Consider the following 15,669-nt stretch of genomic DNA (forward strand, 5'->3'; position numbering starts at 1 on the left):
TTCTCGGAGGGCAGGCAGTGACGATCAAAATGGCAGTTTCAGCGGGTGTTTTATCAGTGTCGCTAACGGGGTGCGGGACCGCCGCCACCGTCCTGCAGGATGAAGCCCAAGCCGCGCAGGGGCTGCGTCGGCAAAAGACCTATTGCCAATCCATTCCACGGGTCTACAGCGGCCTTGCCTACGACTTCTGTGTCTTGAATGCACCGCCAGACCCTACGGGTATCCTTGTGCCGCTCGTATTGGTGGACCTGGCCGTGTCTGGCGCGCTGGATACCGTTGTCTTGCCGTACACGATTTACCGGCAAAGCGTGGACGGCAGTATCTCCATCTATTGGCGGCCTGCGCGCGGATAAAAAATGCCGTGAGGTCCCGGCCGTGGTTGCATGCCGCTTGCTGCTAGAGGTTTGCCGCCGCTTTTACGCTATAATCCCGCCCTTTAGCTGTCTCTCGCTCATTGCGAGGGCACATTAATTTTTGAGGCGCTTGCGCCTGCATGCAGACTAAAGAGGCTAGACCCCTGTGGCATTGACGATTCTTGGCCTGTCCGGCGCCCTTAGCCATGATCCTTCCGCAGCCCTGTATATCGACGGCAAGCTGGTCGCGGCGGCTGAAGAGGAGCGCTTCGTACGCGATAAACATGCAAAGAACCGCATGCCCTACGAATCGGCGAAATTCTGCCTGGAACAGGCCGGTATCAAGCCGTCCGACGTTGACGTGGTCGCGATCCCATTCGCACCGATCAGTCTGTTCGGCAAGGCCCGCTGGCAGTACGCCAAGCGTTACTGGTACGCCCCGGACCGTGCACTCGACGCGATCCTGATGGGCAATCGTCGCTACAAGCGCTATCGCAACAAGATCGTCTGGTGCCTGGAACAGCTGGGTTTTGATCCGAAGAAGATCAAGATCGAGCCGGTCGAGCACCACCTTGCCCACGCCTCCAGCGCTTATCACTGTTCCGGTTTCAAAGAGAAAACCGCGATCCTGGGCATCGACGGCAAGGGCGAGTACGCCACGACCTTCTTCGGTTACGGCGAAAACGGCAAGATCCACAAGATCAAGGAATTCTTCGATCCGGACTCCCTCGGCGGCCTGTATGGCGCGATCACCGAGTTCCTCGGTTTCGATATGCTCGACGGTGAGTTCAAGGTCATGGGCATGGCGCCGTACGGCGACGCCAGCAAATACGATTTCTCGCGCCTGGCTTCGTTCGAAAACGGCGAACTGGTGATCAACACCGACTACGCCAACGTCATCGGCCTGCGTCGCTACAAAGAGAAGGGCAAGGGTTACTACTTCTCGCCGAAGCTGATCGAGTGGCTGGGTCCCAAGCGCGAAGGCGACATCGCCGACGAGCCTTACATCCACTACGCCGCCAGCATTCAAGCGCTGTTCGAAAAGATTGCGCTGCAGATGATCGACCATTACCTGGGCGACGTGCTCAAGGAAACCGGCAAACTGGCCTATGCCGGTGGCTGTGCGTTGAACGTCAAGCTGAACCAGAAAATCATCGCCCGCGACGACGTCAAAGAGCTGTTCGTACAGCCGGCGTCCGGTGATGCCGGTACCGCAGTCGGCGCGGCAGCCTATGTGTCCCACGCCCGCGGCGTGCCGGTCGAGAAGATGGAACACGTCTACCTCGGCCCGTCGTACAGCAACGAAGACGTGATCGCAGCCTGCGCCCGTCACGCCGACAAGCCAACGTGGCGCAAGCTCGACAACATGCCGGAGCAGATCGCCAAAATCATGGTCGATGGCAACCCGGTGGCCTGGTTCCAGGGCCGCATGGAGTTCGGTCCGCGTGCACTGGGCGGGCGTTCGATCATCGGTTGCCCAAGCGTGCCGGGCGTGGCCGATCGCATCAACCACCAGATCAAGTTCCGCGAGCGCTGGAGGCCTTTCTGCCCGTCGATGCTCGACACTGTGGCGCCGCAGATGATCAAGATCGATCACCCGGCTCCGTTCATGACCTTCACCTTCGAAGTGGCTGAAGAGTGGAAAACCCGCGTGCCGGAAGTCGTCCACGAAGACGGCACCTCCCGCGCCCAGGTGCTCAAGCGCGAATACAACCCGCGCTACTACGACATGATGAAAGCGCTGGAAGTGCTCACCGGCAACGGCGTGTCGCTCAACACTTCGCTCAACCGTCGCGGCGAACCGATGATCTGCTCGCCGACCGATGCATTGAATATGTTCTTCGGCTCCGATCTGCAGTACCTGATCATGGAAGACATCCTGGTGGTCAAAGAGGGCGCAAACGCTTATGACTCGCTCGGCTGAACGCCATGTGCTGCAGTTCTGCCACGGCTATGACGGGCCGTTCCTGGACTGCGCACGGCAGTACGCCAGCCTGTTCGCGGGCACCGGTTATCGGGTGACCACGGTCTTTCTGACCGGGGCTGCCGATAGCGAGGTGGCCGCAGCGTGTGCTTCCGATGAAGTGTTGTTCATGGAATACAGCTCCAAGGCCATTCGTGGCCTGAAGCTGGGTGCCATCGGCGATCTGCGCAAGATCGCCGCGTCGCGCAACTTCAGTTTCTGTATCGCCCATCGCTTCAAGCCGATCTACATCGCCTTGCTCGGCACTTCGTTGCCGGTGATTGGCGTGCACCACGCGTTTGACGATTACAAGCGCGGCACGCGCAAACTGTTCGCGCATATTTTCCGCAAGCGTCTGAGCCTGCTCGGGGTGTCCGATGCGGTGCGCGACGACATGCGCCAATGCCTGCCGAAATGGCCGGCGACGCGTATTCAAACCCTTTACAACCGCATTGACGTGCCTGCGCTGCAAGCCAGTCAGGTTTCCGCTCGAGAAGCTCGGGAAACCCTCGGTCTCTCGGCTGATGCGTGGATTGTCGGCAACGTTGGCCGACTGCACCCGGACAAGGATCAGGCTACGCTGCTGCACGGTTTTGCTGCGGCGTTACCGAGGCTTCCGGGCAACAGCCAACTGGTGATTCTCGGCAAGGGGCGTCTGGAGCAGGATCTCAAGGAGCTGGCTCGGGAGCTGGGTATCGGTGATCGGGTGCTGTTCCTCGGTCAGGTGCCGGACGCGCGCAATTATTTCCGCGCCTTTGATGTATTTGCCCTGAGTTCCGATCACGAACCGTTCGGCATGGTGCTGCTGGAGGCAATGGCCGCTGGCGTACCCTTGCTCGCCACAGCGTGTGGCGGGGCGAAGGAAGTGGTCGAAGGCGTGGGCATTCTGTTCCCGCTCGGCGATGCTGAACACCTTGCACAAGGCCTGCAACATTTGGCGGGTATGGATGATCAACAGCGCCGTCAATGCGCCGAGATGATGCTCGATCGCTTGCGTGAGCGTTTCTCCGACCGTGCGGTGCGCGACACCTTCTGGCGTCTGCCGCAAGTTACCGATCTGGCACCGAGGGGCTGATGCTCAACCGATTCCAAGGCTGGCGTGAACGTGGCTGGTCGCCCGTTGACGCCTCTACCTACGCAAAAGCCTGGCAGCAATTTGGCGGAAGCGTCGCGACTCACCCTCTGGTGGTCGAACGACTGGCGGATCTTGCCGGCATCCCGGTGCGATACCTGGCCTGGGAGCAACAGGGCGAAGTCAAGGCCGCGATCCCGACCTGGGGCCGCGATGTGGCGCTGTCCAAGGATGTGCTCAAGCGCAACGGCAAAAAAGGCCTGTTCGATCTCGGCAATGCCGAGCTGATTTTGCCGGCCGCCGCTGATGTTCAGGCTCCTCTGCGCCATCGTGCACGCTACTTGTCGGCACTCAACGAAACCCGCTTCAGCGGCATGAAGTTGCAGACAGAACAACTGGCCATGGCCCGTACCCCGGAAGAACTGTCGAAGAAGTTTCGCTACAACCAGCGCCGCGAATTGCGTCTGCTGGAAGAGGCGGGCGGTGTGGTGCGTCCGGTCGGCGAATTTTCCAGCGCTGAATTGGCGGCGATCTACTGTGATCTGTTCCAGCGTCGTTGGGGGTTCCCGGCCACCGGCGCTGCGCGCATGGCCGAAGTCCTCGAACTGCTGCGCGAGTTGCTGATCGGTTCGGTGATCTTCCTCAACGATGCGCCGATTGCGATTCAACTGGTGTACCGCGTCGAAGCGCCGGAATGGATCAGCGTCGAGTACATCAACGGCGGCGTTGATCCCGAAACCCGCGAATTCAGCCCCGGTAGCGTATTGAGCTTCATCAATACGCAAAGCGCCTGGGAGCATGCCCGGGCGCAGGACAAACCGTTGCGCTTTTCCTTCGGTCGCGCCGACCGTGAATACAAGGATCGCTGGTGCAACCCCGTGCCGGTCTTCACCGTATGAGCCAAACCATGAGCCGCAAACAGCAACTGCTCAAGCGCCATCGGCGCAATAAACGTATCGGCCTGCTGATTGCGCTGGTGCTGTTGATCGTCATGGGTGTACTGGTGGCCTGGTGGTTGCCGCTGGTGCTGGCGGTTCTGGGTTGGGTTGCCCACGAAGCCTGGTTTGCCGACCACCTGTTCTACTCACCGAAAGACGATTACCAGTACAGCTTTCCCCCCTACACGCCCCAGCCCAAGGTGCACCTGAACGGTGAACATTTGCGGCTGGACGAGGGCGTGATGCTGGTCGACGATGCGACGCTGGTGCTGGCCCTGCGGGTGAAAAGCACCTGGCTGGGACGTTTTATCGATCCAGTGGTCGAGTTGGCGGGGGGCGAAAACCCTGACCGACAAACCTTCGAACGAGGCGTAAACGGCCTGCGTTACCTCAATCTCAGTGGTCAGGCTCAGGCGCTGTCGCGTGGTGAGCTGCGCTTGCGCGGGCGTTTCTGTCGTGTGTTCGGTGAGCCTGTGCTGTGGGCACTGGAGCATCCGGATTATCGGCGTCAACGGGTGATGGTCATCGCGCCCCACGCCGATGATGCCGAGCTGGCAGCCTACGGTTTGTACAGCCAGGCTGACGAAACCTGGATCGTCACGCTGACAGCGGGCGAAATCGAAGCCGAACACTACCGGCAGATGGGACTGAACAAGGTCGATGCGGCCCGCTTGAAAGGCCGCCTGCGCACCTGGGACAGCATCACCGTGCCACGTTGGGCCGGTGTACCCGAGGCCCGCTGCGTACAACTGGGTTATTTCTGTCTGCAACTGGCGAGCATGCAGGCCGCGCCTGCGGTGGCCGCGGGATCGCGGGAAGCGGACCTGGGCGATACCCGGCTGTTCCGTCAGTTGAATCCTTTCACGCTGCCGGGCGATGCCGATGGCGCGCCGACCTGGAACAATCTGCTGGCGGATCTGCGTGAGTTGCTGCTGCGGGCCCGCCCCGAGGTCATCGTCCTGCCGCATCCGACCCTCGATCCGCATCCCGACCATGTCTGCGCCCAGGCGGCAGTTCTCGAAGCCTTGCAAGGCCTGGACTGGCAGCCGACCACGCTATTGGGCTATGCCAATCACCTGCACGACAACGACCGCTGGCCGATGGGCGATACCGGTGATGGCATCGCCTTGCCGCCTGCCTTCGATCCGGCCCTGCCGATGCAGCCTTATTGCCTGCCCTTGCCGCTGGAGCAGCAGCGAGACAAGGCCATGGCGTTGGGCATGATGCACGACCTGCAATCGGCGATGCCGTTCAAGCGTCGCTTGCGTCGGTTGATACAACGTTTGTTGGCCGGCCGGTTGCCGTCCACCTATGGCCAGAACGAATTCTTTCGCAAGGCCGTCCGGCGCCACGAGCTTTTGTGGTCCATCAAGCACACACCAGGCAATGTTTCTCAGCGGGGAGAGTTATGAGTCAGCGGTCAAAGGTCCTGCAGCTGCAGCCTGACTACAACGTCAAAGCCCATGATTTCGCCGACCTCGCGGAGCAAATCGTCAAGGCCCTACCCGGTGATCGCTATGAAGTGACCGCCGCGTTTCTGCGCGGCAAACCCGGGCCGGGCGAAGCAGTGAGCCGAGCCGACCGTTCGGTGTACTTCGAATTTTCCGACAAATCCCTCAAGGGCATGCGCCTGCGGGCCATGTGGCAGCTGTACAAGTTCTGCCGTCGGGAAAAATTCGATGTAGTGATCTGCAACCGCTTCAAGCCGGTGAACATGATGCTGGCGCTCAACCGCTGGTTGAAAGTGCCGTTGTGCATCGGCATTTCCCACGGCTTTGGCGAGTACGACCGTTTTTACCGGCGCCGCCAGACCCAGCGCCTGATCGATCGTCACTGGCGCTTCGTCGGTGTGTCGCCAGCGGTGAAACAGTATCTGCTGGACTGTGACTGCGGCTTCACCGATCAGAATACCTATGCCATCACCAATGCCATCGACATCGAGCAGGCCGAAGGTCTGCAACACAGTCGTGAAAAGGCCCGTGAAATGCTGGGCATCGATCCGTCGGTGCGGCTGATCGGTGCGTTGGGGCGACTGGTGCCGGTCAAGGGCCATATCTATTTGCTGCAGGCCTTCGCGGCACTCAAGGACAAATACCCCAATACCCAATTGGCGATCATTGGTGCCGGCCGCGAAGAGTCGCGCCTGGCCGCGGAAATCGACCGCCTCGGCCTCAGCGGTCGCGCCCATTTGCTGGGGTTCAAGGAAATTGCCCTGCAGTACATTCGAGCTTTCGACATCTGGACCATGCCTTCCTTGGCCGAAGGCCTCGGGCTGGCGCTGCTCGAAGGCATGAGCGGGCATTTGCCGGTGATCGCCTCGAACGTGCCGGCCATGTTGCCGCTCATCGAGGGGGCCGGTGGCCTGGCGATTACGCCGAAGGATGTGCCGACGCTGCAGGCGGCGCTGGACACTTACCTTGGCCTTTCGGATGACGAGCTCAGGGCCAAGGGCGAGCAATCCTTCCGTTATCTGCAGCAACACCATGACATTGAGGAGTTCCGTCGCGAATACCTCAATCTGATCGATTCCGGCCTGGAACAGGCCCGCAAGGAGCAGCCATGAACGACGCGCAACCCATCGTCACGGTCATCATCGCGTCGTACAACCACGCTCCTTACATCGAGGAAAGCATTCTCAGCGTCCTCAACCAGACCTATCGGAACATCGAGTTGCTGGTGGTCGACGACGGCTCGAAGGATGACAGCGTCGCGCGGATCAAGGCATTGCAGGCCATCCATGGCTTCGACTTCCGGGTTCAGGAAAACCAGGGGCTGACCAACACCCTCAACGGTGCAATTGCCCGGGCCAAGGGCAGCCTGATCGTGCCGTTCGGTTCGGATGACATCATGCTGCCGGAGCGAATCGCCACTCAGGTCGCGCATATGGAGGGCAAGCCCGAGGTCGGCATTTGCGCCGGTAACATCGAACTGATCGATGCCGACGGCAATCTCTACCCCGAGAAGCGCCAGCGTCGGGATGTGCCGTTCCGTCGTCTGGATTTCGACGACATGTTCCTCGAGCGCAAGCCCTATCCTCCGGCACCCACCCTGATGATCCGCCGCGAAGCGCTGGATAAGGTGGGCGGTTTCGACCCGACCATTCGCCTGGAAGACTTGCTGATCGAGCTGAAGGTGACCCATGCCGGTTACTTCATCGATGGTCTGAATGTGTTGATGGCGCGCTATCGCAAGCACGCCACCAACTCCTACAAGAACCACCGCTTCATGATCGACAGTATCCTGCGCACCTACGCGCTCTTCAGCGATCACCCGCTGTATGACGAGGTGCGCTACAAGTTTCTCAATTCCATGTTCCTCAAGACCGCCAACCGTGATCGCAAGCTGGCGCGGGAGTTGCTGGCGCAGATTCCATTCAAGGCCTGGAACAAGAAAACCTGGCGTGGGCTGGGCCGGATGTATTTCTCACGGCTGGAGAAAGACTGAGCCAGAGGCTGGATTCAAGGAGGGGAAGGCGGGCATTGTCCTCGGTGACATGCCCTGGCAATGGCTCAACGTTGTTGAGCCGTTTCCTCCGGAAGTTCTTTCCTCGGCTTCCTGTTCTGGCGCAACCAGTGCAGGGTTTTCTTGCCGGCATTGATACCGGGCTTTTCGATGTACAGGTAAGTCAGGCTGCTGATGATGATCAGCAGGCAACTGCACACGGCCAGCAACGGCAGGAAGACCCAGGCTTGCCGGACGTCAAGGTGCAATATCGGCGGCAGCCGCTGCACCAGTACCCAGAGCACGAAACCGTGCAGCAGATACGTGCTGTAGCTGATTTCCCCCAGCCAGCGGATGCTGCGTGGTCTCAGGGCGCCGAACAAGGTATTGCCGGACGCCACGATCACAAAGAACAGTGAAAGCAGCAGCAGCGCTCCCAGGTTGAATGCCCGGTTGAACGCCGTAAAGGCGATCGCCAATGCGAGCAGGGCGATGATGCCCGCCAGCGGAGACAGGCTCCAGGCGACGCATTGTGGACGGCGAATCCAGTACGCCGCAGCGATGCCGCCGAGGAAGCTGGCCAGGAAGTGCTTCTTCAGCGAGTGTTCCCAGCCGACCACCTGGTACAGGGTATAGATGCCGATCAGGCACAGCACCGTCTGCATCCAGCCGCCGCGATAAATGAACACCATGGCGGCCAGTGGCAGGGCCAGATAGAAAAACAACTCGTATCCCAGCGTCCAGGTGACGTTGGAGATCAGCATGCCGGTCTGGTGGTACTGGTTGACGTCTGGCCGGTCGAAGATCAGCCAGGCCAGGGTCTGGCCAATGAGTTGGGTGCCGGAGTCCTTGAGTTCCCAGTCCTGCAAATAGAACACACAGACAAACACGATCAACATCAGCGGCAGGTAGAGCGGGTAGAGGCGAAACAGCCTGGATACCGCAAATGCCAGCCAGTCGTGTTGCCGTCCGTGGGTGAGCAAGCGGTTCCAGAACAGAAAGCCGGTGATCATGAAAAAGAGGGCGACGCTACCCTGGCCGAGCTGCGAGTAGAAGTTGCTCGGTGGAAAATCCATCACGCCGGTTTGCAGAAAGATCCAGGTAATGATCGAGTGGTGCACGAACACGCCGAAGGCCAGATACCCGCGTAAGCCGTCGATGCCGGCAAAGCGGCTTTCGCCGCAATGCTCCAGCTCTCGGGGGATTCTCGGCACGCTGCGCAACAGTAGCGCAGCGGTCGCGATGGCGAGCAGGTAGGCCGTCATCGCGATAAGCGGGTTGGTTTCTGTCATCAGTGAGCCTGGGCCGGAGGACTCCCGGCCAGCACGTGCCTGTGCAAATTATCCACGTCGGCTTTCGAGGCCGTCGCGGCGTATCCCAGCAGCAGTGCTTCGAAGTGATCCTCGAACAACCAATGCCGATCAGATGCGTAGCGCTGCATGTGGCGCAGATTACGCCGACGCAGGGAAGGGCTCAATGCCGAGGGGTAAATTCGCAGGTCGGCCAGGTCGATCAGGCCGAACTCGCCGTCCTCCAGCACCAGCACATTGCCCAGGTGCAGGGAGCGGAAGTAGACCCCTTGCTGGTGCAGTTGAGCCATGAATTTGCCGAAGCGCTCCACCAGTGCCTGGCGCACTGCCGGGGCGGTGATGCCTTGCAGGATCTGGCGCAGCGTGTTGCCCGGCAACGGGGAGTAATGCACGGCGGTGCTGCCGTCTTCGAACCGGTAAAGGTCGAGGATGTGCGGTGTCGGGATGCCCATGCCGCGCAGTTGCACGCTATTGACGGCAAAACGATCGGAGTAGGGCGTGAAACTGCCCGAGGTATACCAGCGACGGCGACGGAACAGCTTGAGAAAACTGCCATCGGTCAGGCGCAGGACCTTGGGGCCCAGACCATCCTCTTCAATGACCCTGGCATCGGCAGTCAGCTGTTGCAGGGCGCTTGGTGTCACCGTCTTGATCGGTGTGTCCAGCAGGCGCCGGGCCCGCTGATTGATGCTCAATGCGGCAATCAACGCCAAGGGGATCCACAGCAGGAACCAGTGTTCCTTGGGGCGAGAGATGATCCCGCCACCCTCGGTCAGGCCTGCACCGATACCGAAGGCCAGCCAGGCTGAGGCAATGATGAACAGCGGTTGCACGCGATGACGTCGGCTGCTGATGAAGCCCCATGCGAGAAAGAACAGCCATGGCAGCAGGCCGATAATGCCGACGTAGTAGAGCACGCCCAGGGCAAAGCTATGGGGTTCTTGAAGGCTGTAGCCGACGCCGGGGTCCAGTCTCAGTGCGGCGTTGTAGCCGTGCCCGATCCATGGGTGCTCAGCGATCCTGTTCAGGGTCAATTGCCAGAGCTCGATGCGGAAGGAACTGCCTCTTTCGAAGATTTTGTCCGCAAACAACGCGAAAGTCGCCGTACCGGCGAAGAACATGGCGCCAAGCATGAAGACCGAGCGTCGATTCCAGCAGATGAAACACAGCCAAAGCGCAGCCAGCGTCAGTGCAACCAGTGGGGTCCTGGAACCGGTGGCCAGCACTGCGGCGAACATGATCGCCATCGCCGGTACGCTCAGCCAAAGTACCTGGCGTCGCTTGCACGTCATGCTCAGGCTCAGCCAATAGGTACAAAAAAAGCCGAAAACGTGGGAGCTGAGCAGTGGATTGTCAAATGCGCCTACACCGATCAGGCGCATTTCCGGTTGGTAGATCTGGTCGAACCTGTACAGGTTGTAGGCAGAGATGACCAGTGCCACCGTCGCGGCGCAGAACAGCAGGGGCTGGATGATTTCACTGCGAAAGCGCACCAGCAGGTAGCAGCCAACGAACAGTAACAAGGTGTGCAATGGCGGTTTGAACTGGCCAAAGTCGATGTCGTCGTCTGGCCTCCAGCTCAGGCTGAGCAGTGCCCACGCCATAAATAGCAGGACTGCAATGACGATCGGCTCGCGCAGCAACTCTTTGCCGAGCCGCGGCCGCAGGCACAGTGCAAAGAGTGCCGGAATGCTGAACAGGCCATAATAAAGCTTGTGATGCACACTGCGCCCCGGCAGGAAAAACAGCGCACAAAGCAGCAACAAATAACCGAGCGGAAGGATCCACAAACAAATGAAATCGAAGATTCTGTTGGACGTGCTGTTCAAAACGTTTAATTGCATGCTGGGTAACTTATTCCTGAATTGAGCGACCATACCAAGGCAGGGACATCTGGTGGCTATGTGACGCGCCACAATACACAGACTGTATGCGATTGCCAGAACCCTGGGGAAGCTGTGGTAAAGTCAGCGTCCTTTTCATCGACATTCGCGTGATATGACCGACTCCAGTCTCTGCGCAAGCCCATCGAGCTTGAAAATCTACTTCCGCCTGCTCGGCTATGTCCGGCCGTATATCAGCCTGTTTCTGATCAGCATCGTCGGTTTTCTGATTTTCGCTTCGACACAGCCAATGCTGGGCTACATTCTCAAGTACTTCGTCGACGGTCTATCCAATCCTGAAGCGGTTCTGTTTCCAACAGTGCCCTACCTGCGGGATCTGCAACTGCTGCAGGCGGTGCCATTGTTGATCATCCTGATCGCCGCGTGGCAGGGGTTGGGGTCGTACCTGGGCAACTACTTCCTGGCCAAGGTTTCCCTGGGCCTGGTCCATGACTTGCGGGTCCAGTTGTTCAACAACCTGCTGGTGTTGCCAAACCGGTATTTCGACAAGCATAACTCGGGGCACCTGATTTCACGTATCACCTTCAACGTGACCATGGTCACGGGGGCGGCAACAGATGCGATCAAGGTCGTAATCCGTGAAGGCATGACGGTGATCTTCCTGTTTGCCTCGCTGTTGTACATGAACTGGCGCCTGACGCTGGTCATGGTCGCCATCCTGCCGTTGATCGCCCTGATGGTGCGCACGGCCAGCAAGAAATTCCGCAAGCAGAGCAAGAAAATCCAGCTGGCAATGGGGGACGTGACGCATGTGGCGTCCGAAACAATCCAGGGTTATCGCGTGGTGCGCAGCTTCGGCGGTGAAAAGTACGAAGAGAAACGCTTCTTCGATGCCAGCCAGGGCAACACCGACAAGCAATTGCGCATGACCCGCACCGGCGCCATCTACACGCCGTTGCTGCAACTGGTGATCTACACCGCCATGGCCGTGCTGATGTTCCTGGTGCTGTTCCTGCGGGGCGATGCGTCGGCCGGCGACATGGTGGCCTACATCACCCTGGCTGGCCTGCTGCCCAAGCCGATTCGCCAGCTGTCCGAAGTCAGCTCGACCATCCAGAAGGGCGTGGCCGGCGCTGAAAGTATCTTCGAGCAACTGGATGTCCAGCCTGAAGTCGATACCGGCACCGTCGAGCGTGATGTGGTCAGCGGTCGCCTGGATGTGCGCAACCTCAGCTTTACCTACCCTGACACCGAGCGTCAGGTGCTCAATGACATCAGTTTCTCGGTCGAGCCCGGGCAAATGGTGGCGTTGGTGGGACGTTCGGGCAGCGGCAAGTCGACCCTGGCCAACCTGATTCCGCGTTTCTATCACCACGACAAGGGCGAAATCCTGATCGATGGCGTCGAAGTGGAGCAGTACAAGCTGTTGAACCTGCGTCGGCATATCGCCCAGGTGACTCAGCACGTGACCCTGTTCAGCGATACCGTGGCCAACAACATCGCCTATGGCGACCTGGCTGGCGCACCCCGTGAAGACATTGAAAAGGCGGCCAAGGATGCCTACGCGATGGACTTCATCGCTCAATTGCCTGAAGGCCTGGACACCCAGGTCGGGGAAAACGGCGTGCTGCTGTCCGGTGGCCAGCGCCAGCGCCTGGCGATTGCCCGGGCACTGTTGAAGAACGCTCCGCTGCTGATCCTCGATGAGGCGACTTCGGCGCTCGATACCGAGTCCGAGCGGCATATTCAGGCAGCCCTGGACCAGGTCATGAAAGGTCGCACCACGCTGGTGATCGCTCACCGCCTGTCGACCATCGAGAAGGCCGATCTGATCCTGGTCATGGATCAGGGGAAAATCGTCGAGCGCGGCACCCATGAACAACTGCTGGCGCAAAACGGCTACTACTCGCGCCTCAACGCGATGGGCCTCGACGCCCCGGCCGAAGACATCGCCTGACCCCGAAAGGGCGAGCCTGGCTCGCCCTTTCGCACTCCCGTCGAAACCGGCCAGCCACTACCGTGACTTTGATGATTTCGCCTAGCGGGTTTATTGCTCAAAAAATGAGCAAAAAATGCTGGTGAATCATCCCGTTGCAGCCACCGCACTAGCCGACACCAACCCTGTGTTAATATCGCGCCCCTGTTCATTCTGTATGTGGGTTGCACCATGAAGTTGTCCATGCCGCGATTCGATCAAGCCCCTGTCTTGGTAGTCGGCGATGTCATGCTCGACCGTTACTGGCATGGTGGTACCTCACGGATTTCTCCTGAGGCACCGGTGCCGGTGGTCAAGGTCGATCACATCGAAGACCGCCCGGGCGGTGCTGCCAACGTTGCCTTGAACATTGCCGCCCTGGGGGCTCCGGCTTCGCTGGTCGGTGTCACCGGCGACGATGAAGCCGCCAACAGCCTGGTCAACAGCCTCAAGGGCGCCGGCGTGCGGGCTATCTTCCAGCGCATTGCGCACCAGCCGACCATCGTCAAGCTGCGGGTCATGAGCCGTCACCAGCAATTGCTGCGTATCGACTTCGAAGAACCCTTCGCCACCGACGCACTGGCGCTGGCCGCGCAGGTCGATGAGTTGCTCGAAGGCATCAAGGTGCTGGTGCTGTCCGACTACGGCAAAGGCGCGCTGAAAAACCATCAGACGCTGATCCAGGCTGCCCGTGCCCGAGGCATTCCGGTGCTGGCCGATCCCAAGGGCAAGGATTTCTCGATCTACCGTGGTGCGAGCCTGATCACGCCAAACCTCAACGAATTCGAAACCATCGTCGGTGGTTGCGCCGATGAGCACGAATTGGTGAGCAAGGGCGCGCAACTGATGCACGACCTGGACCTCGGTGCCTTGCTGGTGACCCGTGGCGAGCACGGCATGACCTTGCTGCGCCCGGATCATCCAGCGCTGCACTTGCCGGCCCGGGCCCGTGAAGTGTTTGACGTGACCGGTGCCGGCGACACAGTAATTTCCACCCTGGCGGCCGCGATTGCTGCGGGTGAGGAGTTGCCCCACGCGGTGGCCCTGGCCAACCTGGCGGCCGGAATTGTGGTCGGCAAGCTCGGTACGGCGGCCATCAGTGCGCCTGAACTGCGTCGTGCAATTCAGCGTGAGGAAGGTTCCGAGCGTGGAGTGCTGGGTCTTGAGCAGTTGTTGCTGGCGGTCGATGATGCCCGCGCGCACAACGAGCGGATCGTGTTCACCAACGGTTGCTTCGACATCCTGCACGCCGGTCATGTGACCTATCTGGAGCAGGCGCGGGCCCAGGGCGATCGCCTGATCGTGGCGATCAACGACGATGCATCGGTCAGCCGTCTGAAAGGGCCTGGCCGTCCGATCAACAGTGTCGACCGGCGCATGGCCGTACTGGCCGGCCTGGGTGCGGTGGACTGGGTGATCAGCTTCTCGGAAGGCACCCCGGAAAACCTGCTGAGCGCGGTCAAGCCGGACGTGCTGGTCAAGGGCGGCGACTACGGCATCGACCAGGTGGTCGGCGCGGACATCGTGACGGCCTATGGCGGTACCGTGAAAGTGCTGGGGCTGGTGGAAAACAGCTCGACCACCGCGATTGTCGAGAAGATCCGCAAGTCTGAATAATCTGCGGCCACCTGTGGCGAGGGGGCTTGCCCCCGTTGGGTTGCGAAGCGACCCTAAAACCTGCAACTGCGGGGTATCAGGTACACCGCATGCACGGGTTCTCCGACTGCTTCGCAGCCGAACGGGGGCAAGCCCCCTCGCCACAAGAATCCACGTGATCTTCCTATCGTGCCGCTTTACGCGGCACTATTTTCTTCAGCAACAGCTTGGCCTTCCCGCGTAACCGCGCCAGACCTGAATCCTTCCCCGGCGGGGTCAGGCCCTGCTGCCTCACCCAGTCCTTCCAGCGAATTCGCTCGTCGCGAACCAGCCAGCCTTCCTGTCGGGCAAAACTCTCGGCCAAGTACAGTCCGCGCGTGCTGGCGGGACACAGCTGATCCTTTTTCAAGGTGTAGAGCTCAGCCATCGGGTGGCCGTCCTGCAGGGGCATCAAGTACAGATCGGGGCGCTTGCGATCGAGGCGGGCGACGAGTTGATCGCCTTCCAGTCGTTCATCGACATGGAACAGGCTCAGGGATTTGGCTTCCTTGGGAACGTCCAGGCGCAAGTCGTAGATCAGTTGCAGTGACGCCGTTGGCAAATGCACGTAAGCCCGCGGACGCTCCATCAGCATCAGGTTGGCGCAACGTACCGGTCGCGCCGAGCCAGACAGTGGCGACAAGCGAAACGGCAGGGCTTCACGGTAATGCAGGGCGGCCGAGTAGGGCGCTGGCAGCCAGGTGTCGTTGAACCGCCCACCGAGCCAGCCTTCCGGGGTTTCCAGCAGGCATTCTTCGGCTATCTCCTGGATCGCCGTGTGCAAGGGCAGATTCAGTTCATGGGCGGGCACGTAACCGGAGATCAGCTTGAGCACCACATCGCCACGGTCCTGCCGGCGTTGGCGCACCAGCACCCAATAGTCGCGATTCTGCCAATGCAGGGTCAGGCGCACCGAAACCCCGAGGTTGGCCAGCTCCAGGGCAAACCGTTCGCTGTCGCCAACCGTCACCGGCCGACGACGTTGCAGAGTCTGGGAAAAATTCAGCGGCCTGCCGACACTCTGATAAGCCAGGCCTTCGGGGGTCGCTTCGACGAATAACGGCAGGGTCTTGAAGTTGCTCGGGTTCTTTCTGATGAGCGTACGCGACATGTCGGCTCCTGCTTAAGGCCGCGTGGG

General features: G+C 60.2%; 12 protein-coding genes. 9 read left to right on the forward strand and 3 right to left on the reverse strand.

Translation table 11 applies throughout. From position 1 onward, the window contains the following. Positions 1-17 precede the first annotated feature (17 nt). The 7 genes from ABIE16_RS21175 to ABIE16_RS21205 all read left to right on the forward strand — a co-directional run bounded on the left by ABIE16_RS21175 (position 18) and on the right by ABIE16_RS21205 (position 7,770). On the forward strand, positions 18-353 hold the full coding sequence (locus tag ABIE16_RS21175; RefSeq protein ID WP_079246814.1) for a YceK/YidQ family lipoprotein: 336 nt from the start codon (positions 18-20) through the stop codon (positions 351-353). A 166-nt stretch (positions 354-519) separates the two neighbouring features. Next, the gene (locus ABIE16_RS21180; RefSeq protein WP_090452771.1) at positions 520-2,277 is read left to right on the forward strand and encodes a carbamoyltransferase family protein; all 1,758 of its coding nucleotides are present in this window, start codon (positions 520-522) and stop codon (positions 2,275-2,277) included. Beyond that, on the forward strand, positions 2,261-3,391 hold the full coding sequence (locus tag ABIE16_RS21185; RefSeq protein WP_429521869.1) for a glycosyltransferase: 1,131 nt from the start codon (positions 2,261-2,263) through the stop codon (positions 3,389-3,391). The genes ABIE16_RS21180 and ABIE16_RS21185 overlap by 17 nt, the downstream gene beginning before the upstream one ends. After that, on the forward strand, positions 3,391-4,287 hold the full coding sequence (locus ABIE16_RS21190; RefSeq protein WP_154910345.1) for an antimicrobial resistance protein Mig-14: 897 nt from the start codon (positions 3,391-3,393) through the stop codon (positions 4,285-4,287). The genes ABIE16_RS21185 and ABIE16_RS21190 overlap by 1 nt, the downstream gene beginning before the upstream one ends. An 8-nt stretch (positions 4,288-4,295) precedes the next feature. Then, positions 4,296-5,738 (forward strand): PIG-L family deacetylase, encoded by a 1,443-nt coding sequence (locus tag ABIE16_RS21195; protein ID WP_429521870.1) that lies wholly within the window; start codon positions 4,296-4,298, stop codon positions 5,736-5,738. Further along, entirely contained in the window at positions 5,735-6,889 is a 1,155-nt protein-coding gene (locus ABIE16_RS21200; RefSeq protein WP_429521871.1) for a glycosyltransferase family 4 protein, read from the forward strand. Before ABIE16_RS21195 ends, ABIE16_RS21200 begins: the two co-directional genes overlap by 4 nt. Further along, entirely contained in the window at positions 6,886-7,770 is an 885-nt protein-coding gene (locus tag ABIE16_RS21205) for a glycosyltransferase (RefSeq protein ID WP_218495199.1), read from the forward strand. Before ABIE16_RS21200 ends, ABIE16_RS21205 begins: the two co-directional genes overlap by 4 nt. A gap of 65 nt (positions 7,771-7,835) precedes the next feature. Here ABIE16_RS21205 and ABIE16_RS21210 read toward each other — a convergent pair whose 3' ends face one another. Both ABIE16_RS21210 and ABIE16_RS21215 read right to left on the reverse strand, forming a co-directional pair. Beyond that, a complete protein-coding gene (locus ABIE16_RS21210) occupies positions 7,836-9,059 on the reverse strand; it encodes an acyltransferase family protein (RefSeq protein WP_429521872.1) in 1,224 nt (407 codons plus the stop codon). Next, positions 9,059-10,921: an O-antigen ligase family protein gene (locus ABIE16_RS21215; RefSeq protein ID WP_429521873.1), complete on the reverse strand. Its 1,863-nt coding sequence runs from the start codon at positions 10,919-10,921 to the stop codon at positions 9,059-9,061. The genes ABIE16_RS21210 and ABIE16_RS21215 overlap by 1 nt, the downstream gene beginning before the upstream one ends. Before the next feature lie 154 nt (positions 10,922-11,075). Here ABIE16_RS21215 and msbA point away from each other — a divergent pair, with 154 nt between their 5' ends. Continuing rightward, positions 11,076-12,878 (forward strand): lipid A export permease/ATP-binding protein MsbA, encoded by a 1,803-nt coding sequence (gene msbA / locus ABIE16_RS21220; protein WP_057712276.1) that lies wholly within the window; start codon positions 11,076-11,078, stop codon positions 12,876-12,878. A 210-nt stretch (positions 12,879-13,088) separates the two neighbouring features. After that, complete coding sequence (gene hldE, locus ABIE16_RS21225) at positions 13,089-14,513, forward strand: bifunctional D-glycero-beta-D-manno-heptose-7-phosphate kinase/D-glycero-beta-D-manno-heptose 1-phosphate adenylyltransferase HldE (RefSeq protein WP_057712275.1); 1,425 nt, start codon at positions 13,089-13,091, stop codon at positions 14,511-14,513. A 163-nt stretch (positions 14,514-14,676) separates the two neighbouring features. Here the strand turns inward: hldE and ABIE16_RS21230 are convergent, their stop codons facing one another. Next, positions 14,677-15,642 (reverse strand): hypothetical protein, encoded by a 966-nt coding sequence (locus ABIE16_RS21230; RefSeq protein ID WP_057712274.1) that lies wholly within the window; start codon positions 15,640-15,642, stop codon positions 14,677-14,679. Between the last annotated feature and the right edge of the window lie 27 nt (positions 15,643-15,669).

It is taken from the genome of Pseudomonas sp. 2725 (assembly GCF_050434585.1).
Taxonomy (GTDB): Bacteria; Pseudomonadota; Gammaproteobacteria; order Pseudomonadales; family Pseudomonadaceae; genus Aquipseudomonas; species Aquipseudomonas jessenii.

What these genes read in the sequence shown, in the direction of transcription:
- ABIE16_RS21185 (WP_429521869.1), top strand. Translation starts at nt 2,261, where the DNA reads ATGACTCGCTCGGCTGAACGCCATGTGCTGCAGTTCTGCCACGGCTAT.
- ABIE16_RS21190 (WP_154910345.1), top strand. Translation starts at nt 3,391, where the DNA reads ATGCTCAACCGATTCCAAGGCTGGCGTGAACGTGGCTGGTCGCCCGTT.
- ABIE16_RS21195 (WP_429521870.1), top strand. Translation starts at nt 4,296, where the DNA reads ATGAGCCGCAAACAGCAACTGCTCAAGCGCCATCGGCGCAATAAACGT.
- ABIE16_RS21200 (WP_429521871.1), top strand. Translation starts at nt 5,735, where the DNA reads ATGAGTCAGCGGTCAAAGGTCCTGCAGCTGCAGCCTGACTACAACGTC.
- ABIE16_RS21205 (WP_218495199.1), top strand. Translation starts at nt 6,886, where the DNA reads ATGAACGACGCGCAACCCATCGTCACGGTCATCATCGCGTCGTACAAC.
- ABIE16_RS21210 (WP_429521872.1), bottom strand. Translation starts at nt 9,059, where the DNA reads ATGACAGAAACCAACCCGCTTATCGCGATGACGGCCTACCTGCTCGCC.
- ABIE16_RS21215 (WP_429521873.1), bottom strand. Translation starts at nt 10,921, where the DNA reads ATGCAATTAAACGTTTTGAACAGCACGTCCAACAGAATCTTCGATTTC.
- msbA (WP_057712276.1), top strand. Translation starts at nt 11,076, where the DNA reads ATGACCGACTCCAGTCTCTGCGCAAGCCCATCGAGCTTGAAAATCTAC.
- hldE (WP_057712275.1), top strand. Translation starts at nt 13,089, where the DNA reads ATGAAGTTGTCCATGCCGCGATTCGATCAAGCCCCTGTCTTGGTAGTC.
- ABIE16_RS21230 (WP_057712274.1), bottom strand. Translation starts at nt 15,642, where the DNA reads ATGTCGCGTACGCTCATCAGAAAGAACCCGAGCAACTTCAAGACCCTG.